Annotated in this window: 26 protein-coding genes and 1 pseudogene; 16 read left to right on the top strand and 11 right to left on the bottom strand. The window is 69.1% G+C overall.

The features are described from left to right. Positions 1–3: 3 nt before the first annotated feature. Positions 4–1,515 carry an MFS transporter gene (locus ABZ951_RS07120; RefSeq protein ID WP_344083642.1) on the top strand — a complete coding sequence of 504 codons (1,512 nt, stop codon included), beginning with the start codon at positions 4–6 and terminating at the stop codon, positions 1,513–1,515. Positions 1,516–1,607: 92 nt separating this feature from the next. Beyond that, a complete protein-coding gene (locus ABZ951_RS07115; protein ID WP_344083645.1) occupies positions 1,608–2,552 on the top strand; it encodes a Gfo/Idh/MocA family oxidoreductase in 945 nt (314 codons plus the stop codon). A gap of 240 nt (positions 2,553–2,792) precedes the next feature. Here ABZ951_RS07115 and ABZ951_RS07110 read toward each other — a convergent pair whose 3' ends face one another. The 7 genes from ABZ951_RS07110 to ABZ951_RS07080 all read right to left on the bottom strand — a co-directional run bounded on the left by ABZ951_RS07110 (position 2,793) and on the right by ABZ951_RS07080 (position 11,794). After that, on the bottom strand, positions 2,793–4,316 hold the full coding sequence (locus tag ABZ951_RS07110; RefSeq protein ID WP_344083648.1) for a SulP family inorganic anion transporter: 1,524 nt from the start codon (positions 4,314–4,316) through the stop codon (positions 2,793–2,795). A gap of 35 nt (positions 4,317–4,351) precedes the next feature. Beyond that, the gene (locus ABZ951_RS07105; RefSeq protein ID WP_344083651.1) at positions 4,352–4,963 is read right to left on the bottom strand and encodes a carbonic anhydrase; all 612 of its coding nucleotides are present in this window, start codon (positions 4,961–4,963) and stop codon (positions 4,352–4,354) included. Between the two features lie 992 nt (positions 4,964–5,955). Continuing rightward, on the bottom strand, positions 5,956–6,261 hold the full coding sequence (locus ABZ951_RS07100) for a hypothetical protein (protein ID WP_344083654.1): 306 nt from the start codon (positions 6,259–6,261) through the stop codon (positions 5,956–5,958). A gap of 596 nt (positions 6,262–6,857) precedes the next feature. Next, a complete protein-coding gene (locus ABZ951_RS07095; RefSeq protein ID WP_344083656.1) occupies positions 6,858–7,658 on the bottom strand; it encodes a GNAT family N-acetyltransferase in 801 nt (266 codons plus the stop codon). A gap of 91 nt (positions 7,659–7,749) precedes the next feature. After that, positions 7,750–9,285, bottom strand: a complete 1,536-nt coding sequence (locus ABZ951_RS07090) for an amino acid permease (RefSeq protein ID WP_344083659.1) — start codon at positions 9,283–9,285, stop codon at positions 7,750–7,752. 507 nt (positions 9,286–9,792) lie between these two features. Beyond that, positions 9,793–10,608 carry a signal peptidase I gene (lepB, locus tag ABZ951_RS07085; protein ID WP_344084268.1) on the bottom strand — a complete coding sequence of 272 codons (816 nt, stop codon included), beginning with the start codon at positions 10,606–10,608 and terminating at the stop codon, positions 9,793–9,795. A 280-nt stretch (positions 10,609–10,888) separates the two neighbouring features. Continuing rightward, entirely contained in the window at positions 10,889–11,794 is a 906-nt protein-coding gene (locus ABZ951_RS07080) for a S41 family peptidase (RefSeq protein WP_344083662.1), read from the bottom strand. A gap of 56 nt (positions 11,795–11,850) precedes the next feature. On the opposite strand from ABZ951_RS07080, the gene ABZ951_RS07075 reads away from it, so the two are divergent. Continuing rightward, positions 11,851–12,405 carry a winged helix-turn-helix domain-containing protein gene (locus tag ABZ951_RS07075; protein WP_344083665.1) on the top strand — a complete coding sequence of 185 codons (555 nt, stop codon included), beginning with the start codon at positions 11,851–11,853 and terminating at the stop codon, positions 12,403–12,405. Here ABZ951_RS07075 and ABZ951_RS07070 read toward each other — a convergent pair. Next, entirely contained in the window at positions 12,397–13,482 is a 1,086-nt protein-coding gene (locus tag ABZ951_RS07070; RefSeq protein WP_344083668.1) for a threonine/serine dehydratase, read from the bottom strand. The genes ABZ951_RS07075 and ABZ951_RS07070 overlap by 9 nt on opposite strands. 257 nt (positions 13,483–13,739) lie before the next feature. Here ABZ951_RS07070 and ABZ951_RS07065 point away from each other — a divergent pair. The 3 genes and pseudogenes from ABZ951_RS07065 to ABZ951_RS07055 form a co-directional block, all read left to right on the top strand. After that, positions 13,740–13,892 (top strand): annotated as a pseudogene (locus ABZ951_RS07065) (5,10-methylene tetrahydromethanopterin reductase); the annotation flags it as partial. 127 nt (positions 13,893–14,019) lie between these two features. Beyond that, positions 14,020–14,166: a hypothetical protein gene (locus tag ABZ951_RS07060; RefSeq protein WP_344084305.1), complete on the top strand. Its 147-nt coding sequence runs from the start codon at positions 14,020–14,022 to the stop codon at positions 14,164–14,166. A gap of 363 nt (positions 14,167–14,529) precedes the next feature. Then, positions 14,530–14,997 carry a spore-associated protein A gene (locus tag ABZ951_RS07055; protein ID WP_344083671.1) on the top strand — a complete coding sequence of 156 codons (468 nt, stop codon included), beginning with the start codon at positions 14,530–14,532 and terminating at the stop codon, positions 14,995–14,997. 199 nt (positions 14,998–15,196) lie between these two features. Here the strand turns inward: ABZ951_RS07055 and ABZ951_RS07050 are convergent, their stop codons facing one another. After that, a complete protein-coding gene (locus ABZ951_RS07050) occupies positions 15,197–15,874 on the bottom strand; it encodes a DUF5701 family protein (protein ID WP_344083674.1) in 678 nt (225 codons plus the stop codon). Positions 15,875–16,216: 342 nt separating this feature from the next. On the opposite strand from ABZ951_RS07050, the gene ABZ951_RS07045 reads away from it, so the two are divergent. From ABZ951_RS07045 to ABZ951_RS07030, 4 genes are all read left to right on the top strand, one after another. Continuing rightward, positions 16,217–16,744, top strand: coding sequence for a GNAT family N-acetyltransferase (locus tag ABZ951_RS07045; RefSeq protein ID WP_344083677.1), 528 nt, complete (start codon positions 16,217–16,219; stop codon positions 16,742–16,744). 176 nt (positions 16,745–16,920) lie between these two features. Then, positions 16,921–17,496 (top strand): GNAT family N-acetyltransferase, encoded by a 576-nt coding sequence (locus ABZ951_RS07040; RefSeq protein ID WP_344083680.1) that lies wholly within the window; start codon positions 16,921–16,923, stop codon positions 17,494–17,496. Between the two features lie 308 nt (positions 17,497–17,804). Further along, on the top strand, positions 17,805–18,497 hold the full coding sequence (locus tag ABZ951_RS07035; protein WP_344083683.1) for a class I SAM-dependent methyltransferase: 693 nt from the start codon (positions 17,805–17,807) through the stop codon (positions 18,495–18,497). 350 nt (positions 18,498–18,847) lie between these two features. Beyond that, complete coding sequence (locus tag ABZ951_RS07030) at positions 18,848–19,387, top strand: putative immunity protein (RefSeq protein WP_344083686.1); 540 nt, start codon at positions 18,848–18,850, stop codon at positions 19,385–19,387. Positions 19,388–19,540: 153 nt separating this feature from the next. On the opposite strand, the gene ABZ951_RS07025 is transcribed toward ABZ951_RS07030, so the two are convergent. Continuing rightward, on the bottom strand, positions 19,541–20,479 hold the full coding sequence (locus ABZ951_RS07025) for a helix-turn-helix domain-containing protein (protein ID WP_344083689.1): 939 nt from the start codon (positions 20,477–20,479) through the stop codon (positions 19,541–19,543). 210 nt (positions 20,480–20,689) lie between these two features. Between ABZ951_RS07025 and ABZ951_RS07020 the strand changes: the two genes are divergently transcribed. The 4 genes from ABZ951_RS07020 to ABZ951_RS07005 are packed head-to-tail and all read left to right on the top strand — an operon-like array spanning position 20,690 to position 22,516. Next, on the top strand, positions 20,690–21,379 hold the full coding sequence (locus ABZ951_RS07020; RefSeq protein ID WP_344083692.1) for a DJ-1/PfpI family protein: 690 nt from the start codon (positions 20,690–20,692) through the stop codon (positions 21,377–21,379). Between the two features lie 56 nt (positions 21,380–21,435). Then, a complete protein-coding gene (locus tag ABZ951_RS07015) occupies positions 21,436–21,756 on the top strand; it encodes a hypothetical protein (RefSeq protein ID WP_344083695.1) in 321 nt (106 codons plus the stop codon). A gap of 2 nt (positions 21,757–21,758) precedes the next feature. Next, complete coding sequence (locus ABZ951_RS07010) at positions 21,759–22,226, top strand: DUF2269 family protein (RefSeq protein WP_344083698.1); 468 nt, start codon at positions 21,759–21,761, stop codon at positions 22,224–22,226. Then, a complete protein-coding gene (locus ABZ951_RS07005; protein ID WP_344083701.1) occupies positions 22,223–22,516 on the top strand; it encodes a DUF3817 domain-containing protein in 294 nt (97 codons plus the stop codon). The genes ABZ951_RS07010 and ABZ951_RS07005 overlap by 4 nt, the downstream gene beginning before the upstream one ends. A gap of 144 nt (positions 22,517–22,660) precedes the next feature. Here ABZ951_RS07005 and ABZ951_RS07000 read toward each other — a convergent pair whose 3' ends face one another. Beyond that, a complete protein-coding gene (locus tag ABZ951_RS07000) occupies positions 22,661–23,389 on the bottom strand; it encodes a TetR/AcrR family transcriptional regulator (protein WP_344083704.1) in 729 nt (242 codons plus the stop codon). Between the two features lie 191 nt (positions 23,390–23,580). On the opposite strand from ABZ951_RS07000, the gene ABZ951_RS06995 reads away from it, so the two are divergent. Then, positions 23,581–24,006: a hypothetical protein gene (locus ABZ951_RS06995; RefSeq protein ID WP_344083707.1), complete on the top strand. Its 426-nt coding sequence runs from the start codon at positions 23,581–23,583 to the stop codon at positions 24,004–24,006. A gap of 132 nt (positions 24,007–24,138) precedes the next feature. Then, positions 24,139–25,365 (top strand): cytochrome P450, encoded by a 1,227-nt coding sequence (locus tag ABZ951_RS06990; protein ID WP_344083710.1) that lies wholly within the window; start codon positions 24,139–24,141, stop codon positions 25,363–25,365. Positions 25,366–25,377: the final 12 nt, after the last annotated feature.

Raw genomic sequence — 25,377 nt, 5'->3', positions numbered from 1 at the left:
GACATGTCCGAGAACGAAAACTCCCGAAACGCTATGAACGCGACGGATCCGCGCAGGTGGGCCGCGCTGGCCGTGGTGCTGATCGCCTCATTCATGGACGCGGTGGACGTCACCGTCGTCCATATGGCCATCCCCCATATCCAGGAGGACCTCGGTGCCTCGTCGGCGCAGGTGCAGTGGATTACCGGTGGGTACGCGCTGGCATTCGCGCTCGGGCTGATCACCGGCGGCCGTCTGGGCGATCTGTTCGGCCGCAAGCGCGTCTTCCTGCTCGGCGTCGTCGGCTTCACCGTCACCTCGCTGGTCTGCGGCGTCGCCGGCAACGCGGAAATACTGCTGGCCGGGCGCGTGGCCCAGGGCGCGATGGCGGCGCTGATGGTGCCGCAGGTGCTGTCGATCATCCACGTCACGTTTCCCGAGCGTGAGCGCGGCAAAGTCTTCGGGATCTACGGCGCGGTCATGTCACTGGGCACGATCGCCGGTCCGCTGGTCAGCGCGCTGCTCGTGCAGGGTGACCTGTTCGGGCTGGGCTGGCGGCCGATCTTCCTGGTCAACCTGCCGCTGGGCGTCGCCGGTCTGATCGCCGGGCGCATGGTGATCAGCGAGTCGAAGGCCGAGCGCGCCGCCCGCCTGGACCTGGTCGGGGTGTTGCTGGCGACGGCCGGGCTGCTGGCGCTGGTGTTCCCGCTGACCCAGGGCCGCGAGCTGGGCTGGCCCGTCTGGACCTACGTTTCGATGGCCGCGTCCGTGCCGCTGCTGGCGCTCTTCGTCGCCTGGGAGCGGCGTGTGCTGCGGCGGGGTGGCTCGCCGTTGGTGGTGCTGTCGCTGTTCGCCCGGCGCAGCTTCGCCGGCGGGCAGGGCGTGCAGCTCATGTTCGGCCTGGCCTCGGGGGTGTTCTTCCTGGCCTGGACCCTCTACCTCCAGTTGGGGCTGGGCTGGTCACCGCTGAAGGCCGGACTGTCGGGGCTGCCGCTGTCGGCGGCGATGATGGCCGGCGCCGGGATGTCCATGCAGGTCCTGGTGCCCCGCTTCGGACGCGTGGTCCTACAGGCCGGTGCCCTGCTGGCGGCGGCGGGCATGCTGCTGTTCGCCTGCCTCACCCATCGTCACGGAGCGGACATCACGATGTGGCAGGCCATCCTGCCGCTGGTCCCGATGGGCCTGGGCATGGGGCTGATCATCGCCCCGCTGACCGACCTGATCCTCTCCGAGGTCCCCCACGAGCACGCCGGCTCCGCGTCCGGACTGACCAACACCACCGTCCAGCTCGGCCAGGCCGTGGGTGTCGCCCTGTCCTCGGTGATCTTCTTCGCCCGCCTGGGCCACGGCGACCCCGCCACCCGGTCGGCGAGGATGCCGCACGCCTTCACCGGTTCCCTGTGGTACGTGGCGGCCGCGTTCGTCGCCGCGTGCGCCCTGCTGGCAGCCCTGCCCCGCACCGCCGGCACCAAGAAACCGACCAACGGGGCGGACAGGGAGCGGGCGCAGGAGCCCGCGCCGACTCCGGTGGCCTGACCTGCCCCGCGCCGCCGACCACCGTGGCATCAGGCATCAGGCGCCAGGCCGACTGAACGCACCCCCCACCGCAACGAACGCAAGGAGACGAAATGAAGATCGCACTGTTGGGAACCGGTTTCGGGCAGGCCCATGCCGCTGTCTACGCCGCCCGTGGCGACGTGGAGGTGGTGATGTTCGGCCGCGATGCGGAGAAGACCGCGAAGGTGGCGGGGCGGTTCGGTTTCGCGTCCTCGACCACGATGGATGCCGCGTTCGAGGATCCCTCGTTCGACCTGGTGGACATCTGCCTGCCCGTCCAACTGCACGCCCCGTACGTGCTGCGTGCCCTGGAAGCGGGCAAGCACGCTCTGGTCGAACTGCCGCTGGCCGACAACCTCGCCGACGCCCGGCGAGTCGCCGAGGCCGCGGCACGCAGCGACAAACATGTGTTCGTCGACATGTTCGAGCGGTTCATCCCGGCTCATCAGCCCCTGTTCGACGCGGTGCGCGAGGGCGTCTACGGGCGGCTGGAGCAGCTGACGCTGTGGAACCGGACCGCTCACCTGTGGCCGGGCGCCTCGCTCGGGCTCAAGGTGCTGCCGCTGGAAGCCATGCACAGCGACATGGACATCATCGCGCGCACCCTCGGCCTGCCCCGGGACGTCACCGTCACCTCGGTGGAGCGGGACGAGAACTCCGCGGCCATCGACGCCGCTTTCCGTTTTGACGGTGCGGCGGCCCGCAGCTCCGTCTCCTCGCTGATGCCCATGCCCTGGGGAGCCCGCGGCGGCTACACCGCCACCTTCGAGCACGGCGTACTCGACGCCACGTCCACGATGGGCTTCGACGGCAAGCCGTCCGGCACCGTCACCGCCTACACCGCCGACGGCCCGCGCGAGCTCGACCTGCCGGCCGCCGACCAGTACACCGCCATGATCGACCACGTCCTGGACGTCCTGCGCGGCGGGGCGGAGAACCGGATCGCTCCGGACAGCGTGCTGGACGCCCTCACGCTGACCCTCGACGTTGAGCGCAAGGTCAACGGCCCGCGCTGACCGGGAAGACGGGCTGGGGCGAGGCCACCGCTTTCGGAGGAGGCTCCGGGTTCGGGCAGCCATGGTGACCCAATGCATCACGGGCTTGCCAACGGCGCTGGCCCACGAAGGGGTCCTGGGTGGCCTGGGCGATGGGCTCGTGGACGCCGAAGGGCGGAGGTCACCCGCAGACGGGTGACCTCCGCCGATTTGTGCGCTCCGGGCCGCAGTTGTGCTGCCGCACCCGGAGCGCGAGGTTGCTCAGATCCGTGCCAGCGGCTCGCTGCGCTCAGCCGTTTCGCCCGCAGGCGCCGCCGGTGGCGCGTCGCGCAGCCGTACCGGCTCTGTGCCGGCGTCGTTGTGCCGGGCGGCCCATGCCTCCAGGGCGCTTCGGCAGGCGTGGTCCAGATGCCGCAGCTCAGAGCGGTCGAGTTCGATGGAACGGTCCTTGGGCAGGGCTTCGAGTGAGTCCAGGATGTGAGGCAGCCGCAGGAACGTCGCGTTGCCGGTGAGCCGCACCAGGATGCTGCCGTCGGCGAGTTCGGTGACGCCCACGTGAACCTTGGAGGTGGACCAGGCCGACTTCACCACGGACAGGAGGAGACCGATCATCACGCCCTCGAACATGCTGGTCACCACGATGCCCACAGCGGTGATCACGAGGATCGCGAGTTCACCGCGGTGCTTGCGCCACAGGGGACCGAACTGCTGGACGGGGATGAGCTTGCAGCCGGCGTGTACCAGCACGCCTGCCAGCGCGGCCAGCGGGATGAGGCCGATGGCCGCTGGGAGCGCGACCACGAACAGCAGCAGCCACGCGCCGTGGAGGATGCGGGAGAGCTGGGTCTTGGCGCCTGCGGCGACGTTGGCGGAGCTTCGGACGATGACCGCGGTCATGGGCAGGGCGCCGAGGAGGCCGCACACGGTGTTGCCCACCCCTTGGGCCAGGAGTTCCTTGTCGTAGTGAGTGCCGGGGCCGTCGTGCATCCGGTCGACCGCGGCGGCGCTGAACAGCGTCTCCGCCGAGGCGATGAGGGTGAAAATCACGATGGTGCCGAGCAGGGCGCCGCTGCCGAGTGAGGACAGATCGTTCAGGCTCGGCGGCTGGATGGCGCCCGAGAGCCCCTTCACCTCGACGTTGGGGACGTTCAGGCCGGCCAGGGCGGCTACGGCTGTGGCCAGCGCGACCGCCGCGAGCGGCGCGGGCACGAGCTGCACCTTGGCGGGAAGCTTCTTCCACAGGACGAGCACGGCGATGGTGGCCAGGCCGACCGCGGAGGCGGTCAGGGCGGCGCGGCTGGTCACGACATCCGCGATCAGCCCCGGGATGCCGGCGATCTTTTCCAGTCCTTCTCTTGGCTGCTTGAGCCCGGCCATCGTGTACAGCTGGCCGAAGATCAGGATGAGGCCGATGCCGGCGAGCATGCCGTGCACGACCGAGACGGAGATCGCCCGGAACCACCGGCCGAACCGCGCGAAGCCGAGGGCGAGCTGGAGCAGCCCGGTGCCCAGCACGATGAGACCGAGCCCGCCGAGGCCGAATTCCCGCACGGCCTCGAAGACGAGCACCGTCAGGCCGGCGGCCGGGCCGCTGACCTGCATCACGCTGCCGGGCATCGCGCCTACCACGAGCCCGCCGACGATGCCGGTGATCAGGCCGAGTTCGGCCGGTACGCCGGAGGCCACGGCCACGCCGACGCACAACGGCAGGGCCACGAGGAAGACGACGAGCGAGGCGAGGACGTCTTGGCGCAGGACGCCTGGTTTCCTGAGGTTGGAGAGCATGGGTGAGGGTCCCTTGTGTGTTTCTGTCGGGCGGGTCACAGGGGCGGGAACGGCAGGGCGTCGCCGGGCCGGTGTGCGCTGACGACGCCGGTGTGGACCTCGTAGTACCAGGCGTGCAGCGACAGTTGCCCCTCCTCGATCCGCTCGCGGATGCAGGGGTAGGTGCGCAGGGTGTCCAGCTGGGCGATGGCGTGCTGCTGCACGGCCTCCGCCATGTCGGGTGAGACGCGCTCGACCGTGCGGGCGGGAGCGTCGACCGGGAGCGCGTGTTCGAGCCAGCCCCGCACGGCCGGCACGGAGGAGAGGTCGTCGCCCCGCACGACGGCGCCCACGGCGCCGCAGTGCGAGTGCCCGCAGACGACGATGTCACGGACACCGAGCACGCTGACCGCGTACTCGACGGTGGCGGCCTCACCGGTGGGGCCGCCGCTGTAATTGGGCACGATGTTGCCCGCGGTGCGCAGCTCGAAGAGCTGGCCGGGGTCCGCGCCGGTGATGAGCGCGGGGACGACGCGGGAGTCCGCGCAGGAGATGAAGAGGACTTCCGGAGCCTGCCCGGCCTCCAGAGCCCTGAGGCGCTCGGCGCGCTCGGGATCGGCAACGAGGGTGGTGGCGAAGGATCGGGCGTTGTCGATGATTGATTTCATGGTGGCCTGCCTCGTGGGGCACCGCAGCGTGTCGCCGGGTGCGGCGCGTGGTCGGGTCATCTCGAAGAGCATGTCGAGCGGGCGTGCCGGTGCACGGCGTCACCGCGCGAGCACCAGCCACCTACGGCCAATACTGCGCGGCCGCTGGAGCCCATTACTTTACCCACGGATTACCTGTTCGTGAAGTCCTTTACTGGCCATCAAAACTCGGACATTAAACGTTACTTGGGCCCGGACTGGTACATCGTGAACCGCTCTCCGCCAGGAAGCACTCGTTCCGGCAGGCGTGTTTGTTTAATTCGAAACCGATTGATTTCGAGAGAGATTTCACCCTGCCCGACGGGAACCGTGGACGCAGGCCGGTCATGCACGGGGCGCGCTCCGGCTGGCGGCCGGCGCGACCGTACCGGCCCTGTGAGTGAAACCCCGGGCTGGTGGAGGGCCCGGGGGAACGAAAAGCTGTTGACGGGGAGGCCCCGGAGGATGGCGGCCCGGATCCACCTAGCGGCAGTCGCCGCAGCGGAGCGCGCGGACCAGCGGCGGCAACGGTCTCCCATGAGGGAGGTAGTGCTCCTCCCACCCGCCCAGCGTCCTGACGGGAGCTCCCTTTGAGGAGAAGGCCGGTTGCCAGGATGCGTGATCTGCAAGTGCTTTCGCGCCGTTGCGCCGGCACTCAAGTATTTGCACCCCTCGTGGCCTTCGCGAATCACTTCTCGCTGTATGGCGAGTGGCGGTAGATGATTTCACCGATTCGACGCCGGGCTGGAATGGAATCGGGGGAGGGTCGGTCCGAAACCGGCAATGGGCGCCGTTTCGATTTCCCGTCGATACGGCTCTCGACGTTGTCGGTCCTGAGGGCCGGCGAAGGCCGCAGTCCTGGTTGCGTCGGCAGATGGACTCGGCCGATCCGAAAGCGGGCCCGGCCACCGCTGGACGCCGCGGTGTCAGCGCTCGGCTTCACCACGCACGCGATCGTGGACCGGGCCCGCGCCTCACTCGGCAACGTCGACGTGAAGATTCTCCGCGGGCTGGTCGGCCTTGTCCTCCTTGGGCAGCCCCAGGTCTCCGCACTGGTTGGCCGGGGCGCTCAGGGTGAGCGCCAGCAACCCGGCGACCAGACTCCCGGTCGCATTCCGCGCGGGGCCGGCGGTGTGCGCGGAGTCGAGGTTGGCGCACAGGTTGTCTTGTGCGCCGTTACCGAAGCCGATGACCGAGGTGGCGCCCGCCGCGGTAGCGGTGCAGACCACCAAAGCGGCTGTGGCCGCGGCGACCGAGACTCCCCGCTTGCTCACTGACATGGTGAACTTCCTCCTGCCTATGACAGAAATGCACCGATATTGGTGCAATGTGTACCTTGCGGCAACGATCCCGCTGCCTGCCGCGTTACTGGTTGCCCGAGTGGCCGAAAGAAGGGCGGTTCGAGCCCGGTGGACATGCCACATGCTGGGGACGCGTGTTCGGATGTCGCGTGGAAGTTGTACGGACCCCCTTGTTGAGAGGTTGGACGGGCCCGGTGAACGACATTGTGGCTACGAACTCCTCGCCGGATGCAGCGGCGAGCAGAGGAGCGGTCGAGGATGTCTGGGCGGTTTTCTGACGGCCAAGGCCCTTGGTGCTGCCGGGCGGCCGCCCCTGCCCGTCGGAGACAAGGTCATCGAACGCCGCTGACCGCTAACCAACTACCTGACTGCCTGCGGCACGATCCCGCGCAAGGGAACACTCCCGCCGGACCGCAGAGGCGATCCGCACACCGTCGTGACGCATCGGGGCGTCACCCCGCTGCCCGGTAGCGACCAGAGCGGCGAGCGGACGGGCAGCTGTCGCTGCGCCGTAGCAAGGCGGTAACAGCTCTCGTCAGCCGCTCGCCTGGTCTGACGAGAGCTGCCTCACCGGATCAGCCTTTCAGACCGTAGAAGTGGATAGGGGAGTTCGGCTCGAACCCGATGCGCGGGTACACGGGGGCCCCGGCGGCGGTGGCGTGCAACGTGGCGCGGGTCAGCCCGGTGGCCCGCGCGCCCTCGTACAACGCTTTGCGCGTGACTGCTTCGCCGTAACCCTTGCGCTGCCATTGCGGGTCCGTGGCGACGAACGCGACGAACAGGCGGCCTTGTGCTTCGACCGTGGCCGCGCACGCTACTGGTTCGTCATCTCGCATGGCCAGGTAGGCGTGCAGCTCGTTCTTCCAGAGGGCGGATCCCATCAGTCCGTCGCGGCTCTCATCCATGGGGAAGCCGTACGCGCGTGATTGGAGGTCGGCGTAGGCCCGCAATTGCTCGTCGGTGCGCACGCGGGCGAATGTCAGATCGGGGTGGACCGGCTCGGGGATGGGGAGCAGGTCGCCGGCCATGCCCGTGCCGGGGAAGGCGTACTGGAGGCCGGCCTGTTCGGCCGTCGCCTCCAGCGCGGAGCGGGCCTCGTCGTCGAGAAGATCCTCGAAGAGCCAGACGAAGCCCGGGTGCTTCTTCGTCCGCATGATGTCCGCCGCCTGGCCCAGACGGTGCCTGAGAAGTTCTGCTCCCGCTTCGGTCTCAGTCAAGGTGATGCAGTTCAAGAATCCGAAACGGCTGTCGGCCCAGCGAACAGTGATGCCCGGAAGCTCGCGCACGTCTGCGCCTGCGGTGCGGTCGAGCACCAGGGTCCGCCAGACCGTGGTGAGCTGCTGTACCGATTCGATGGACTCCGCGGAAACCGTCACCGTGCCTCCATTGCTCGTTGTGTCGGGAGGAGCCCCTGTCCGTGCCTTCGCGGCATGGGGACACGAGGGGCAACGTGCGAGTCTGCTGTCATCAGATGATGGTCTCAGCCTCTTCGGCCCGGTCGTGGGCATTCACCGTGCTGCTGCTGGAGCGGGGCACATCGTAGGAGCGGCGGCCGAAGCGCCACCACAGGGCGGCCATGGCGAGAGCCACCAGCAAAGCGATGGGAGTGTAGTTGAAGGTTGTGGCGGTGACCGGACTGGCCTGTGGCAGCAGGAACAGCACGGTCACACCGGCTGCCCACAGCACTGCCACCCAGCCGATCGGCCGGCTCCAGCGGCCCAGGTGCCAGGGCCCGGGGGCGAACCGGCCCGGGTGGCGCAGGCGCAGCAGCACCGGGATGGCGTAGGCCGGGGTGAAGCCCACGACGGAAATCGCGGTCACCGCCGAGAACGCCGAGGCGGAGTACAGAGACGGCAGGGCCAGTAGGAAGGCGACACCGACCGCGAGCCGGACGGCATTCGCCGGGACGGCAGTACGGCGGTTGACCTTCCGCCAGTGCGCCGAGCCGGGCAGGGCACCGTCCCGGGCGAAGGCGTAGATCATGCGGCTGGCGGAGGCGGTGACGGTGTAGCCGCACAGGAACTGCGCAACGATGATCACCAGCAGCAACGCTTTCGCCGTGGCCACGCCCAGAGCATCCAGGAGGATCTGGGCCACCGGCACCCCGGTCTCGCTGCTCAGCGTCCCGGTGTAGTCCTGGATGGCGAACAGCAAGGCGGCCAGCAGAATACCGCCGGCGATCCAGGACACCGCCACGGAGCGGACGATGCCGCGCGCCGCGGCCACGGAAGCTCCATTGGTCTCCTCGCTGAGGTGGGCCGAGGTGTCGTAACCGGCCAGGGCGAAGCACGGCAGGAGCATGCCCAGCAGGATGACGTACATGGAGCTCGACCAGCCGGTGTTGTTGGTGAATTCGGAGAACACGAAGCCGGCCGGCTGGTGGTGCGAGGGGACGAGCGTCAGGGCACCGATGATGACGACGGCCCCGGCCAGGTGCCACCACGCGCTCAGAGAGGTCAGGACGCTCAGCAGACGGGTGCCGAGGAGATTCAAGGCGGCGTGCAACGCGAGGATGACCGCGTACAGGACCAGCAGGGACCCCGGCGTCGGCACGAAACCGCACTGCAGGTTCGCCCAGGCGGCGGTGAAGATCGCGATGCCGTAATCCTGGGCCGCGATGCCGCCGAGCAGCCCCAGGAGGTTAAGCCAGCCGGTGTACCAGCTCCACCGCTCACCGCCGAGCTGGCGGGCCATGTAGTACAGGCCGCCGCTGGTGGGGTAGCGGGAGGTGATCTCGGCCAGCGCCGCGGCCAGGCACAGCACCAGCGGTCCCCCGACGAGCCACCCCCACACCACCACCGCGGGTCCACCGCTGTTCAGGCCGTAGCCGAAAAGCAGCAGCGTCCCGGACATGATGGAGATGACCGACAGGGAGGCGGAGAAGTTGCCGAAGGCGCCCATGCGCCGGTGCAGTTGCTGGGTATAGCCGAGCTCCTTGAGCATGCGCTCGTCGTCATCCAGTGGCTCGGACCGCTGCCATCGTGCAGGTCTTGATGGACGCATCGAGAGTCTCCGCACAGGAAAGAGCAGAAGAGAAAGAAGGGGGAGAACGGGGACACGGATGCCGTGACGCGGCTGTCGCCTGACAGCCGTCGGCAACGTGGGGCACCGTAGCAGTCCATCATGCGCCTGAAGAAGTGAAGTACCCGCCAATTTGCCATAGTTGATGGCGTTCGTACTGTCACGCGGCGGCGCCACTGGCCATCCCGCTGTGCTCCTGGTCGCCGCCGCTGCGTTCCTGCGGCTTCTGCCGCCGACCGCCGCAGTGTCCCCGGGTGAGGGCCGGGCTCCTCATGCACCTCGCGCACGATGGCCGCTGACGGCGCTTCGCCGGCGTCGATGGCACCGGCAGCAGGCATACGTGGCGGTAGTCGACGTGGTTCGGTGGAGTCACGGGGTGCCGGGAGGGCCAAGGCAGGCATGGCGGCGTCGGCGAGGGGCTGGTGTCCGGCGCAGACTGCATCCTCCCGAACGGCACGTCAGTGGCCGTTGACGGGCCCTGAGAGCCGGTCAATTACGCGCCCTGCCGCCATGCATGGGGTGGCGGAGCAGTCGTCGGCGCATCAGTACCAGGGGCACGGCGCCCGCGAAGGCCACCGCGGTCGGGGCGGCGACGGCCGCCTTGTCGATGCCCTTTTGGCCGAAGGTATCGGGGACGGACAGGGTTTCCCAGCGATCGACAGGCCAGGCGATGACGATGGCGCGGCCCACTACATCGTCCACAGGGACGAAGCCCTTGTCGTCCTCTTCCTGGTGGTAGCGGGAGTCCTCCGAGTCCTCGCGGTGGTCGCCCATCACCCACAGCCGGTCCTTGGGCACCGTGACCTTGAACTGGCTCCTCGGGTTCGTGCTGCACGGAGCATTGCCGGGAAAGACGTACGGCTCCTTCAGCGGTTTACCGTTGACTTTCAGCGGACCGGTGCCCTGGCACTCGACGGTGTCGCCGGCAACGCCCACGACCCGCTTGATGAGGTCCTTCTCGCCGGCGGACGGCAACAGCCCGATGAAGCTCAGCGCCTTTTGTGCCACATTGGGCTCGGGCGTCGGGTGGCCCTTCATCCACTGCCCCGGGTCGTGGAAGACGATCACCTCGCCACGTTCGGGCTTCGCACCGAACCAAGGGGTCAGCTTGTCGACCAGGACCCGGTCACCCGGTTGCAGGGTGTTCTGCATGGAGTTCGAGGGGATCGAGAACGCCTGGACCAGGAAAGTCTTTATCAGTAGTGACAGCACCAGCGCGACGACGATGAGCAGCGGCAGTTCCTTCCAGAACGGCCGCTGTGTTCTCGCGGGTTTTCCGGCCTCACCCCTCCTCCTCCTGGTCATTCCCGCCGGCCGCCCGGGCCCCTCACCCGGGCCGTCCTGTTCCGACTGCGCGCCGATCGTCACCCGTCCCCCACATCCCCTCTTCGCTTCAACCACGGCCCGCTCCGTCCGCGGTGCGGGCCCCGGAACCCCTAGTGAGTGGGATGTTCCGACGATGTCACCTTATGTGAAGGAGGATGACGGCCGTTCCGGAGGCCGTAAGGGCTCCCTGGTGCGGTAGCCCAGGCTCCAGGACCTTTTGCGGAGGGTAGTGACGGTGGCCTGAGGCCGGAGTCCCCGATCAGCCTGCCAGTCGGGCGAGGGCCATCGCGTGAGCGCGGTCGAGGGAATCAGCGGCGGCGCAGGGGATGTCCGGCTGGACGCCGGTGCCCTCCCAGTTCGTGCCGGAGACGGGGTTGATCGCGCGGCCGACAGGGATAGCGGCTTCCAGGTGCGGGTGCACGGTCCAGCCCTTGCGCGGGTGCGCCCCGCCGCGGGTGCGCTCGCCGACGACTACGGCGCGGCCGAGCTGCTGCAGGTCGTATGCCAGTTCCTCGGCAGCAGAGAAGGTGTTGTTGCTGGACAGTACGTACAACGGCTTGCTGCTGCCGAAGCGGGCGCCCGGGACGTGCGGCAGGCTCCAGGACTGTTCTCTGCGCTCGCCGTCGCGCCAGTGCATGGTGTTGAGGTGGGTGCGCTTGTCCAGGAGGTAGCTGCAGACGAAGGCGACTGTGTCCGGGTCGCCGCCCCGGTTGGAGCGGAGGTCCACGATCAGTGCCTGGGCGCGGGAGGCCAGGGTGAGCGCGGCGCTCAGCGGTTCGGCGGCCCATTCCAGCGGAAACAGCATCGGTGCCAGCTCCACCACGGCGACCCCGCCGTCGAGCAGCTCCATCCGGGGCGCACCGCCCAGCGAGGTGTCGAAGTCCCGGCGCATGGCCGCCAGGGTGGCCGCCCCTTGCTCCGGGGGAACCGGGTCGGCGTAGTGCTTGAGGCTCAGGTGTCGGTCGCCGTTGACGGACTGCAGATCCGCGGTGACCAGCCGGGCGAGGTCCTCGGCGCCGTCGACGTCGTAGGCGCCCTCGTTGAGGCGCCGTTGCAGCAGAGCGGTGAGCTGCTCGGCTATCTCGGGGAAAACGTAGTGCTCGACCAGGAGCCGGGCTGTCTCGTTGATGACAGGAGCCGGTCGAAGCTTCGTAAGCGTCGTCATGACCGGGAGTAGACACCGCCCTTGCGAAAGCGTCAAACAAATTAGACACTTTCAGCATGAGCGACCAGCCTTCTCATCCACCGCCTCCTGAGGACATCCTGGAGATCAGTGCGCCTGAGCAGTTCGCGGCGCTCGCCCACCCGTTGCGTCAGCGGTTGCTCTTCGCCCTGGGCCACCGGCCTGCCACCATCAGCCGGCTTGCGGCGCAGCTCGACGCGAAGAAGGGCAACGTGGCCCATCACGTCAAAGTGCTCCGCGAAGCCGGGCTGGTCCACGTCGCCGAGAGCCGCCAGGTCCGCGGCGGCACTGAGCAGTACTACCAGCGCACGGCCCGTCGCATGGTCGTCGCCGAACCCCAAGCGGCAGGCACCGCCGCGATGCTCGCCGCGGTCGCCCAGGAACTGGACCTCTCACCCGCCAAGACACATCTGACGCTGCGTCATCTGCGCCTGAGCCCCGCGAAGGCAAGAGAGCTCGGCGAGACGCTCGCCCAACTGGTCGACGAGGCGGAGGAAAATGGAGACGACCAACCCGTGCACGGCGTGTTGGTAGCGCTCTATCAGCAGGGCCAAGATCAACGACCTGGCGACCGGACATCTTCTCTACGATGATCGCTGCTGGTCCGGGCGGGTGTGATCCACGAGCGTCCGCACATCGGTGTTCGCGCCGCAGAGCACCACGGCGACCTTCTCGCCGCTGCCGGGCCGGTAGCGGCGGCCGGGCTCGACGGGCCGGCTCGGCAGGTCCCGTTCGGACAGATGCTGGTCGGACAGGCGCTGGTCCGGGGACGTCAGTGCCGCCAGAGCCGTCGCAGCGCCGTGCTCGGTCGCGACGCGGCGGTGGTCCCACAGTGCCTGGCGGGCCCGGACGATCTCGCTGTCCGTGACCAGCACGGAGTGCACGCCGCCCTGCTGGGCGGCGTGCAGGGCCATTGCCGAGGCGCGGCGGGCGCCGAGGGAATCGGCGGCGATCGAGTCCACCGCCACGTCGACCGGGCGGCCGGCTTCGATGGCGGCGTTCAGGGCGCGGCTATTCTCCGGCTCGACCGCAACCGTGCGGATGCCGTGGTGCTGGGCGGCTGTGGCCACCCCGGCGAACAGCCCGCCACCACCGACCGCGACGACGACAGTGTCCAGGCCCGGGATCTGCTGGCGGATCTCCTCCAGCAGGGTGCCGGCCCCGGCGGCGATCAGCGGGTGGTCGTAGGCGTGCGAGGCGAGCGCGCCGGTCGTCGCGGCGAATGTCTCGCAGGCGGCCAGGGCGTCGGCGTACTCCAGGCCGACCATGCGCACGTCGGCGCCGTAGCCGCGGAGCCTGGCGACCTTGACCGCCGGGGCGGTGGTCGGCAGGAAGACGGTGGCGGTGACGCTCTGCTGCTGGGCGGCCCACGCGCAGGCCAGCCCGGCGTTGCCACCGGAGGCGATGGTCACCCCGGCGTCCGGCAGGGTGCCGGAGTCGCGGTGGGCCTGAAGGAAGTTCTGCGCGCCGCGGGCCTTGAACGAGCCGGTGTGCTGCATGAACTCCAGCGCCAGCCACACCTCACAGGGCTCGGGCTCGCGGCCGCCCAGGGGGTCGCGATGGGCGGTGCTGATCGCACCCGGATCCACCCGGGACAAGGCGACGGAGCGGACGCGTCCGGCGATCCGACCAGTAGCGGCCTTGATGTCGCCGTACGTGAGCTGGTGCACTGCGTTACTCCTGCGATAAGAGGGTCACGACCAGGCGATGAGCCGGCCGGTGGTGGTCAGGGCAGGGAAGAAGGCGAACGCGATACGGCGTTCGTCCGGGTTCGGCTCGACCGCATGAAGTCTGAAGGATCGACCAATTCCGCACTGTACGAGCTGCCGACGGGCTGCGCACCCCCACGGTGCCGACCCCGCCGGGCTGCCGCCATCACCTGTCATGCTGAGCGAGTTCGAATCGATCCTCATACCTTGGAGGCTTGATGCGTTCTGGTGTCGTGGTCGCCGCACACCCCGGTGTGGAGGATCTCGCTGTGCGGGCCGAGGAATTGGGCCTGCACAGCATCTGGGTCAACGACACCCCGATGGTCCACGGGGACCCGTTCGTCGCCTTGAGCCTGTGTGCGAAGGCCACCCGTCGCATCCGGCTCGGCATCGGCGTGACCTCGCCGGCGCTGCGTTCCGCCCCGGCACACCAAGCTCTACCCCGGCTACCTCGGACGCATCGCACCGCGAGACCGGGACCTGGTTCTGCCCTCGCTGATGGACACCCTGGCCCTGGTCGGCACCCGCGACGATCTCCTCGCTCGCATCGTCACCCTGGAACAGGCCGGCGTCGACGAACTCCTCATCCAACCCGTGATCGACCCGCCCACCGAGATGGCTCAGCTCGCGTGGCTCCTCGCCTGAGCGGGCCTACTGACCACAACTGCCGATGCCGCAGCCCACCACTGCGCGTCTGAAACTTCGACCTGCGAAAGGAGCTGAGACAGCTCTCAGGCAGCGCGACCGCGCCTCCGGCCAGCCCCTTGGGCGCCCATCGGTGCCTCCGTCGCGGTCGGTGATCCGCAGTGCGATGCGCTGGTCCGGTACCGGCCGTGAAACCGCGGGGCAGGGGGCGCCGCATGCTGAGTGGTGGCCGGTTTTGAACGGGGGAGTGAAGGGACGTACAACCCCTTTGGGGCGTGGAGTGTCTGTATGTGCACGAGACGGCCGTCCCGCGTACGTCCACCAACCGGCACCATGCGACTTGAGACTTCCACGGAGGACGCAGTGAAGCATGCTGTACGTGCCCGCGTTGCGGGAGCCGCACTACTCGCCGCCGCCACAACCGTCACCGCGCTGGTGGCGGGCACCGGGACATCCGTCGCCGCTCCGGCCCGCGCCGCCGCGTACAACCGGGAGTGCGGCACGGGATACGCGCAGGTCAACCAGGTCCCGATACCGGGCCGCGGAACGGTCTTCCTGACCTATAACGCCGCCACCGGCAAGAACTGCGTGGTCACCAAGCGGAACAGCTCGACCGGCTCGCCGGTGTGGATGGGCTCCTGGCTCCAGCGCAACAAAGAACTGAAGTCGAAGCAGGAACAGTACGGCCTCTACACCTCGTACTCGGGGCCGGTCTATCTGGACGCCAAGGGCAAGTGCGTCGACTGGGGCGGCGAGATCGACGGCTACGTCGTGGCCCGCTACAAGACAAACTGCGGCACCCTGGCCCAGGCCGTGCAGCAGACCCGCTGACCCGGGACCACGTCGGTGAGTGGAGCGGTGGGCGGCAGACGTACTGCCCTGCCTGCCGCTCCGCTCACCGACGTCCGAGCGTGAGGGAGAAACCGTCACGCCTTTCAGCTCCAGGTGTCCGGCAGCGTTGCTGACGACCATGCTCCGCGGCCGCCGGACCGGACGCACGCCGCGCGAGCACCAACCGCGCCGGCCTTCATCAGCAGGGACCGGTGGCCGGCCCGTGCCCGCGGCCCGTGGCGGAGGCGAAGCCGAGCCAGGTGTGGCGGTTGCCCCACCAGCACCAGCCGACCTTGGGGGCGTTGCGCCGCTCGCGGCCGTCCCGCCCGGTGCCGTTGCTGATCCAGATCGCCGGGGTGCGGGCGTCCAGGGCACCGTTCGCCTTGCGCAGTCGGGAACCGATGGTCATGAAGCAGCGGTTGCGTTCCAGGATCGCCGGCTGCTGGAGCACCCAGTGGATGCCCTCGGTGAGCAGCAGCGGAGTGCGGTCCTGCTGGGTGAGGGCGGGCAGCGCCTCCTCCGGGCTCCAGTTGGCCATGTGGTCGCCACGGTCCGGGCCGGTGACGAGGTAGAGGGGGGTGTCGGGCAGCTCCACGGCGCAGGGATCGAACCGGTCGACGTCGGGCATGTCGGTGACGACGAAACCGGGCTTGCCGTCGCGCCGGAGCAGCGGGGCGAGAGCGGAGGCGGGAACGCGCTCCGGGTGGACGGCGAGCAGGGCGTCGCCGCTACCGCGGCCGGCGTCCGTAGCGAAGGCACGTAGCCGGTCGGCAGGTATCCCTGCGAGCTCGTGCACCCCGAGGTCGATCAGGCGTTCTGCCTGGGCGACGAGCGAGGGGAGAGGGGCCGCGGTGACGGAGGGCGGGGTGACAGGCAAGGTATTCCTCAGTTCGAGGTCAGGAGCGGCAGACCCAGGATCAAACGAGGCGGCCCGCCGGAAGGTTCCCGGCGCGGCAGCACCGCGACAGACCCACGTCAGAGATGGATCTATAGCTGAACAGGACGTTCCCTCGGTTGCCCCCGGCGCGGTGCGCGACGATGAAGCCGTTACCCGTACGGCTCAAGGAGGCTGCCATGGGTGAGCACAAGGAGCCCGCGCCCTGGTTCCACGAGCTGAGCCCGGCCGGCAGCGACTCGGGCGTTCTCAAGGGAGCTTGGGCGCTCGGTGCCCTGCTCGGCCGCTAGCCGCAGCATCGAGCGCCTGTGCGAGGATCTCGGCGTGAACGATCTGCACTTCCGCCTCGCCGGCGACGCCGACCTCGCCACTCTCGTTCGCCTGCGCGACGACTCTGCCCGCTGGATGCTCGCCCAGGGCATTACCGGCCAGTGGCAGCCCGGGGAGCTGGGTGAGGACCACTTCCGGCGGATCATGGCGAGTGGCGAAGTCTGGCTTGCGGAGGCCGGTGGCCGCGTGGCCGGGGCCTGGGAGCTGTGGTGGGCGGACCAGGACGCCTGGGGGCCGCAGCCGCCGGTGGCCGGATACGTGCATCGGCTGATGGTGGACCGCAGCAGCGCCCGGCCGGGCGTGGGGCGGCTGCTGCTGCGAGCCGCGGAGCGCCGAGTCGCCGAGGTGGGTCGGGAGTTCGTACGGTTGGACTGCCTGGCCGGCAACGCGCGCCTGAACGCCTACTACGTGGACGAGGGCTACCGGCCCGTCGGCCACAAGGCGGGCAAGCCGCAGCCGGGCGGCGCCCCCAAGTCGTTCACACTCCTGGAGAAGACCTTGCAGGACGGCCGCCAGGGCTAAGGGCCTGGGTAAGGGTAACGAGCCTACTGAGGCGAGGATAAGCATGGGGCGCGGGGGAGCCCCCGGAGAACGTGCCCGGCCGGACGGGAGCGCTTTGCGCGGGGCACCTGGCGGAGCCATGCCAGGCCCCCGGAAAATCAGTGGTGGGCCGGCCCACCCGTGGTAATGATCGCGGTATGCCTCACTTCCTGGAGACCGAGCGCCTCGTCCTGCGCGCATTCACGACGGCCGACATCGACCACCTGCTCGCCCTGGACAACGACCCCGAGGTGATGCGCTTCATCAACGGCGGCCGCCCTACGAGCCGGAAGGCGATCGAGACAAGGACCCTTCCCCGGCTCCTGCACGACTACCCGTGCTGGCAGACCCGCGGTTACTGGGCCGCGCAGGAGAAACACACCGGTACCTTCCTGGGCTGGTTCGAGTTCCGACCGCTGGAGGAGAACAGCCCCGCCGTAGTCGAACTCGGCTACCGGTTGAACCAGGCGGCGTGGGGATGCGGCTACGCCACCGAGGGATCTCGGGCGCTGATTCACAAGGGGTTTATGGACCTGGAGGTCGAACGGGTCACAGCGGACACCATGGCCGTCAATACACGCTCCCGTCGCGTCATGGAGAAGTCGGGCCTGTCCTTCGTTCGGAACTTCAAGGGAGACTGGCCGGAGCAGATCGAGGGCTCCGAGCACGGTGAAGTCGAGTACGCACTCACCAGGACCGAGTGGGAGCAGCTTCAACAAAGGTCAACGGATTGATCGCCAACTCGTGATCGCTATCTCCCTCTTCGGCCGATCCCAGGCCCTGGACCCGCGTCCCTTCTCCCGTGCGGGCGTCCGCGTTACGCATCGGCACACTGGTCGTTGACGTCCGTGAAGACCTCGCGGAGGAGCACAGGGGCTGGGGGATCCGATTGACCCGTGACCACTACCGACGCCATGTCATGCCGTACTACCGAGCGTTCGAATCACGGCTTGGGTACGCTACGTTGCTCGGCCGGACGCGTCACTTCGGCTGGTATGAACCCGGTGCTTCCCCTTGGAGGTTCTCGACGGCCATGCGCCGTATGGAAGTCGTCCTGACCCGCAAACTGGCCTTGCCACCGACGGCTTCGGTACTCGATGCCGGATGCGGGGTCGGTGACACGGCACGCACGGTCGCACGAACGGGCGGGGTACACGTCACCGGAATCGATGGGATCGAGTCGGACATCGCCATCGCGCGTCAGCGATCCGCCCGTGCGGGCGAGCCGGGCAGTCACACTGGCTTCCTCCTGGCCGACTACCACGCGCTCCCGTTTACCGACGCCTCCTTCGACGGCGTTTACACGATGGAGTCCTTCGTTCACTCGCCCGACCCGCCGCAAGGGCTTGCCGAATTCTTCCGCGTCCTGCGCCCTGGTGGGAAGCTTGTGATGTTCGAGTATTCGAGCACTCCTCAAGACCAGTTGACACCGCCGGCGCGAACCGCGCTGCTCAGGGTCTGTGAGCTCTCCGGCATGCCGGGGATGCTCACGCTGATCCATGGGCAGTTGGAGCGGCTTCTTCAGCAGACCGGTTTCGCTGTCGAATCGACATACGACGCAACAGCGAAGATCCTGCCGATGCTGAGGGCCTTCTCCGTGCTCGGTCGACTGCCCTACGCGCTCGCGCGCAGCCTGGGGCGCGGCGACAGGCTGGTCAATGCGATGTCCGGGGTGGAGATGTACCGGCACCAGGACGCATGGCGGTACACCATCTATGTCGCCACCAAGCCGTGAGCCCAAGGGCAGGCCTGATAAGAAAAGGGAGTCAACCGCGCTGGTCAGCCCGCTTGGGTGAGGTCTTTGCGGAGGGCGGTGCCGCACTGCCGTCGACGTCCGCTCGGCACAGCCGGACGCCCAGCGCACCGTCCGCCGCACCTGCTCCCAGGTCACAGAGCCCAGGACCCCAGAGACCTGCGTGGAGGCGGAGGGCGTGTCCGGCTTGGCACTCACTATGGCGGCGGCCGGAGCGCCCCGCACGCCGCAACGCTCTACGCGCGCCGGACGGACTCGCCTGCCGCGCGCGGGTCACGGCGGCCCCTTGGCCGTCGGCCCGCGTCGCGCCACGCGGTGGGAGGATCGAGCCCATGACGACTGAGCCCGGCGCATTCGAGCTGACCATGGATGAGCTGCGAGTCGTGGCGCTCTACGTGGCACAGAGCGCTCAGGAGGTCCTCCCCGTGTTCGAACGGGCCGTTCCCGGTGATCCTCGTCCGCGCGCGGCCCTCGATGCCGCCCGGGAGTTCATCAACGGCGCGAAACGGACCAAGCTGCAGCGCGTCACCTCACTGGATGCGCACCGGGCCGCGAAGGAAGCAGGCACTGAAGCGGCACGTCTTGCCGCACGGTGCTGCGGCGATGCCGCATCCGCCGCGTACTTGCACCCGATACCGCGAGCCACCCAGGTAGGACACATCCTGCGCGCCGCCGCTAGTGCCGCGCGCATTGCCGAGCTGCGCGCAGACAACGACCCCGCCGTCGGGAACATGCTGATCGAACAAGCCCGGGAACGGGCCACGCCGACATTGGTCGCCGTTCTCTCCCGGTACCCTCTCGCACCGACCGCCAAGAACCGCGTGGCGCAGCTCATGAGCACCCTGGACGCTTCCCTGCGCGCCCCCGACTGAGGGACCGCCGCACGCGCCCCGGCTCCGCAGCCGGCTACTCTGCCGCCCGCTATGACGGGGCCCCGCCCCAGCTCCCGCCTCGCTGAAACTCGTGCAGCGAGGATCAGCGCCCAGCGATCACCCCGCACGGGCGAGCAGGTGGCTGTGTCTGTGTCAGCTGAAGGTGCGGCGGTAGGCGTTCGGGCTGACGCCGGTGGTCTTCTTGAAGCGGTCACGGAAAGCGGTGGGCGAGCCGAATCCGACCTGGGCGCCGATGCGTTCGACGGAATGATGGGTGGTCTCCAGCAGATGCTGGGCCTGGCGGACGCGGGCGCGGTGGAGCCACTGGAGCGGAGTGGTGCCGGTCTGCTCGCGGAAGCGTCGTATCAGGGTGCGGGTGCTCGTTCCGGCATGGGCGGCGATCTCGGCGAGGGTGAGATCGGAGCCCAGGTTGTCCTGCAACCAGGCCAGCAGCGGTTCGAGTACCGATCCCTGAGGGGCGGGCGCGTGATGGTGGACGATGAACTGTGCCTGTCCGCCCTCACGCTCCAGAGGCATGACGGACAGCCGGGCGGCGTCGGCGGCGACGGCCGAGCCGTAATCGCGACGGATCATGTGCAGACACAGGTCCAGTCCCGCTGCGGCGCCGGCGGAGGTGAGGATCTGGCCGTTGTCGACGTACAGGACGTCCGGATCCACCGCGATGTCCGGGTGGGCGGCGGCCAGGAGATCGGCCGCGGCCCAGTGGGTGGTGGCGCGCAGGCCGTCGAGGAGCCCGGTGGCGGCCAGGGGGAAGGTACCCGAGCAGATGGAGGCTATGCGCGTGCCGTTCGCGGCGGCTGCGCGCAGCGCGTCGCGAACGGCCGGGGCGAGGGGGAGGGCGGGGTCGGCGACACCGGGAACGATGATCGTGTCCGCGGTCTCCAGTCCCTCCAGCCCCCAGGGCACCCGCAGGGTGAACACACCGGCGTCGACCTCGGGCCGCTCCGCGCAGACACGGACCTGGTAGCCGGGGCGCCCGTCCGGAAGGCGGGTGCGGGAGAAGACCTCGATCGGGGTGGAGAGATCGAAGGGGATCACCTGGTCCATGGCGAGGACGGCAATGGTGTGCATGGCCAGAAGGTACCCGCCCTTCCGTAGCCGCGCCCTCGTCCCAGCACCATGAATATCGCCCTCTGGGCAGTCCAGAGCTTCACGTACAGCTCTGGCGATATTCCGTTGAAAGGTGTCACTCATGCCACTGGGGGCCGGGCTGACAGGCCGTTAGCGTCGGGAGCACTCCGGCGAGGACCGGACGGCGACCGCACGCGGAGGAACCGATCCATGCACGCCCAGATCATCCTGTTCGACGGCTTCGATCCGCTCGATGCCATCGCCCCCTACGAAGTGCTGTACGCCGGTGGCATCGCCTCCGGCGGAGCGGTGAGTGTGGAACTGGTCTCCGCCGAGGGACCGCGCGAGGTGGTCAGCGGCACCGGGGGCCTGGCACTGCGCGCCACCGCCGTCCTCGACCCCCGGCGTGCGGGCCTGATCCTCGTCCCCGGCGCCTCCGGCCGCGTGGGAGAGCCGGTCGAGGCACCCGGCCGCGACCCGGAGGACGGGGAAGGGCAACGGGACGCACCCATCCCTGTGCTGCTGGGCCGCGTCCTGACGACCGAACTGCCCACGCTGCTGAAGGCGGCGAAGGACAACCCTGAGGTGACGCTCACCGCGGTGTGCGGAGGGTCGCTCGTCCTGGCCATGGCCGGCCTGCTGGAGGGCCGCTACGCCACCACCCACCACCTGGGCCTCGACCTGCTCGATGCCACCGGCGTCCACGCGGTGAGCGCCCGCGTCGTCGACGACGGCGACCTCGTCACCGGGGCAGGCGTCACCTCCGGTCTCGACCTGAGCCTGTATCTGCTGGAGCGCGAGGTGGGCCCCCGGATCGCCCACGCCGTCGAAGAACTGTTCGCCTATGAGCGCCGTGGCACCGTCTGGCGCCACGAAGGCCCCGCGCCCGCCGGCCTCTGAACGCACATCCCGCCCGCACCTTTCATCGCACCGCACACGTGAGGAAGAACAGCACCATGGCCGTAGAAGGCATTTGGGACCTGGCCGTCTCCACCCCCATCGGCACGATCAAAGCCGTGGTCGAACTCTCCCGCAAGGCCGGTGTCCTGACCGGGACAGCCCACGGGGCAGGAGAGGACGTTCCACTCGGCGACATCACCCTCGACGGTGACCGACTCACCTGGGAGCAGGCCATCACCAAGCCCCTGCGCTTGAACCTTGCCTTCGCGGTCACGGTCGACGGCGATACCCTGACCGGCACCTCCACGGCCGGACGCCTTCCGGCCTCGAAGGTCACCGGCCGGCGCCGCGCCGTCCCGGCGGCCGTGGAGCGCTGAACATGACGAAACTCTTTCTCTCCCTTCACGTCCTGGCGGCAGTACTGGCCGTAGGACCGGTCACAGTCGCCGCGAGCATGTTCCCCACAGCGCTGCGCCGCACGCACAGCGCCCCGGATCACCGCGAGGCGCTCGCGACCCTGCGCACCTTGCACCGCATCTGCCGCGTCTACGCCGGCATCGGCATCGCGGTTCCCGTCTTCGGGTTCGCCACGGCCGGCACTCTCGGCGTCCTCGGCAGCGGGTGGCTGATCACCTCGATCGTCCTCACCGCCGCAGCGGCCGCCGTCCTGGGCCTGCTGATCCTGCCCGCCCAGGACAACGCCCTCACCGCCGCGCAGGCCCCCGCCTCCGGCCCCGCCCTCCACCCCGCTGCCCGACTCGCCATGCTCACCGGTGCCTTCAACCTGCTGTGGGCAACTGTCACCGTTCTGATGATCGTCCGTCCCGGCTCCACCACGGGAGCATGACCGTGCGCCTTCATCCCCTGCGCATCGCGGCGCAGATCGAACTCATCTCGTTGATCGCCATGCTGGCCAACCTCGCCACCGCCCACGTCAAGCCCATCTCCTCCCTGATGGGCCCCACCCACGGCTGTGCCTACCTGTTCGTCGTGATCGCGACATGGCGCCTGGCATCGGCCACGGCCACCACCAAGGCCGTCGCCGTCATTCCCGGCGTCGGCGGTCTCCTCGCACTGCGCCGACTCCACCGTTTCCGCGTCAAGGACGAGACCCCGCCGGCACCGCGAGGCCAGTGATCGTGCGGCACCGGGCCATGCGCGACCGCTCCGATGACGACGCCGCCTCTGAGAGAGGGCGCGCTGCCCGTGGCTGTGGCGCGGGGCCCCGGCTGGTGCAGCGGCGCCGGCGTCAGGCCGGACACGCTGGTCGGTGGCGAAGGATCACCTCATCGCTTCTACTCCCGCGATAAGCATGGTCAGGACTGATTCGAACAGGACGTCCGGGGGCTCGAAGTCGGACTCGGCTATGACGCGACGCAGGTGCGGAAGCTCCCCGGCTGCCAGGTTCGATGGCACGCCGGTCCACGCGGCCGGGTCCGTACCGGGCGGTGGCCGGTCGTGCCAGGCGTCCCACATCTCTGCGAAACCGGATACCTGGAGGACGGTGATCGACCAGGCCCGATAGGCGTTCTGCGGGGAGAGCCCGAGGCCGAGGAAGAACTCTACGAGGATGTCGTCGGGCCGCAGCAGGTCGGCGGATGCGAACGGGGTCAGGTCCTCGGCGCGGGCGAGAGCCGGCATTCCCGGGTGCGCGCGGTACCAGGCCCGCAGATCCCGGCAATAGGTCCGCAGGCTTTCCTGCCAGCGGTCGGTGTCCAACCGGGGCTGTGGCCGGGCCCGCTGACAGACGGCAACCATTTCCCCCAGCAGATCCCGCCGGTCGGCCACGTAGTTGTAGAGGGCCCGCGGCGATACACCAAGGCGCGCACCGACGGCGCGCATCGTCAGTTCCGCCGGTCCCGTCTCACTCAAGATCTCCAGGGCGGCCCGAGCGATCCTCTCCCTGGTCAGAGTGGGCCGGCCCTTGCGGAACTCAGGGCGCCTCCGGGCCCCGGCCGCATGCTCACCCGGGGATGCTGTGAGCCTCTCGGTGTCGTCTGTCTCTGCCACAGCATCATGCTAACGAACCTAGAACTTCATAGTGTGTTGACTTTAAAGGTGGGGGAAGGTTAGGTCAGGCTTGCCAAAGTCGAATGCTTCGGGAGGTTGGCATGCAGTGGTCGGCAGTCCTTGGGTACGGTTTCGGCTACGGAGTCGCGTTCAGCGTGCTGTTCACTGCGGCGGTGTTCGCAGGAGCAGCCATGAGCAGGGACTTCCTGCTGAACGACTACCCACCCGAGATCCAACGCCGTTACGGCAGACCCAAGAGCGCCCGCGGCCGCCGCGTGGCGGTGCTCTTCGGCGTCTTCATCTGGGCCGCCTGCGGCCTTCCCTTGATGATCGGGGCGATGATCGGTCTCAACGGCGCACTGCACGACGGCCTGACATTCCTGCCCGCAGCTGTGTGCGCGGCCCTCATCTTCGCCACGCTGACCGTGTGGGACCTGGTCGTCTTCGACTGGATCATCTTCGCCGGGCTGCGCCCCCGCCTGCTGGTCCTTCCCGGCACCGAGGGCATGGCCGAGTATCGCGACCTCCGCTTCCACCTCAACGCTGCCCTCAAGGGCAGCCCACTGATCATCGTCGTGGGGCTGCTCACCGGAGGCATCGCCACTCTGATCACCTGACCCACGCGCGAGCACCACCGAGCCCTACGGCCCCGGCGTCGCGTCACCGCCCATTCCACCCGGCGGGGAACGCGCCTCAATGCGCCCACCCCGCCGCGTGTGATCCGGGCCGGCTCCGCGAATGAACGAAGCATGAGCAGCGCAGCGGAACCGCGGAACGCCCCCGTCGCACGCGACTTCTGGGACCGGCTCCCCTTCGACGTGCGCAGCGCGGAGTTCCACGCCGACCCCTACCCGTTCTACGAGCGGCTGCGTGCCGCCGCCGGCCCGGTGACCCCGCTGCCCGACGGCGCGCTGGCCGTCACCGGTTACCAGGAGAGCCTCGCGCTGCTGGGGGACCCGCGGTTCGGGTTCGGTGATCTGCCGCTGGAATCCGCGTCGTTCCTCATGGCCGATCCGCCGGAGCACCGGAGCCGGCGCGCCCGCGTCGCCGCTCCCTTCGCGGTACGCGCGGTGGAGCGGCTGCGCCCGGTGATCCGGCAGAAAACCGATGCGCTCCTCCTCCGGGCCGCCGACCGCGCCGAGTTGGACGTGGTCACCGATCTCGGCGTCCCCCTGGCCCTCGACCTGATCTGTGCCCTGGTGGGTGTGCCGCTCGACGCCCGGTCGCGGTGGTACGGGGCGCTGTCGTGGCTCGCTGCCGGCTTCGACCCCGATGCGCTGCGCGCTCCTGCCACAGGGGCCCGCGTCGAACCCGCCAGGGTGGAGTTCGCCCAATATCTCGGTGCTGTGATCAAAGAACGACGCCGGTCACCGCACGACGATCTGGTCAGCGCTCTGCTGGCACCCTCAGCGGACGGCAGCCTGCTGACGGGGCAACAGGTCATCACGGCCGTGGGACAGCTGGTGGTCGCGGGTTACGAGCCCGTGGTCAACATGATCGCTAACGGGATGCACGCGCTGCTGCGCCACCCCGAACAGCTGGAGCACCTTGCCGGTCACCCGGCTGCCGCGCCCTCCGTGGTGGAGGAGCTGCTGCGTTACGACCCCCCGATCCAGCTGATCCCCCGGCTGGCGCTGACGGATGCCGACGTGGGGGGCGTGCGCGTGCGCGCGGGCACGGTGGTGGGGGTGCTGCCAGGTGCCGCCAATCGTGATCCCGCGGTGTTCACCGACCCCCACCGGTTCGACGCCGGACGTTCCCCGCAGCATCTGGCGCTGGGCCACGGTGAGCACTTCTGTCTGGGGGCCCGGCTCGTCCGCGTGCAGGCTCAGGTCATGCTGAGCGCCCTGGCCCGCTGCCGCCCGGTGCCCACCGGAGAGCCGGTGCGCTACAAGCCGACACTCATCAGCCGCGGTGTCGAGAGGCTGCCCGTGGTCCTGACACGCCGCCCGGACGAGGGGGACGACGGGGAATGAGCGCAGTCGGGC

Source organism: Streptomyces sp. NPDC046215 (assembly GCF_040646215.1).
GTDB classification, from domain to species: Bacteria; Actinomycetota; Actinomycetes; order Streptomycetales; family Streptomycetaceae; genus Streptomyces; species Streptomyces stramineus.
This window is presented reverse-complemented; position numbering and strand designations above follow the sequence as displayed.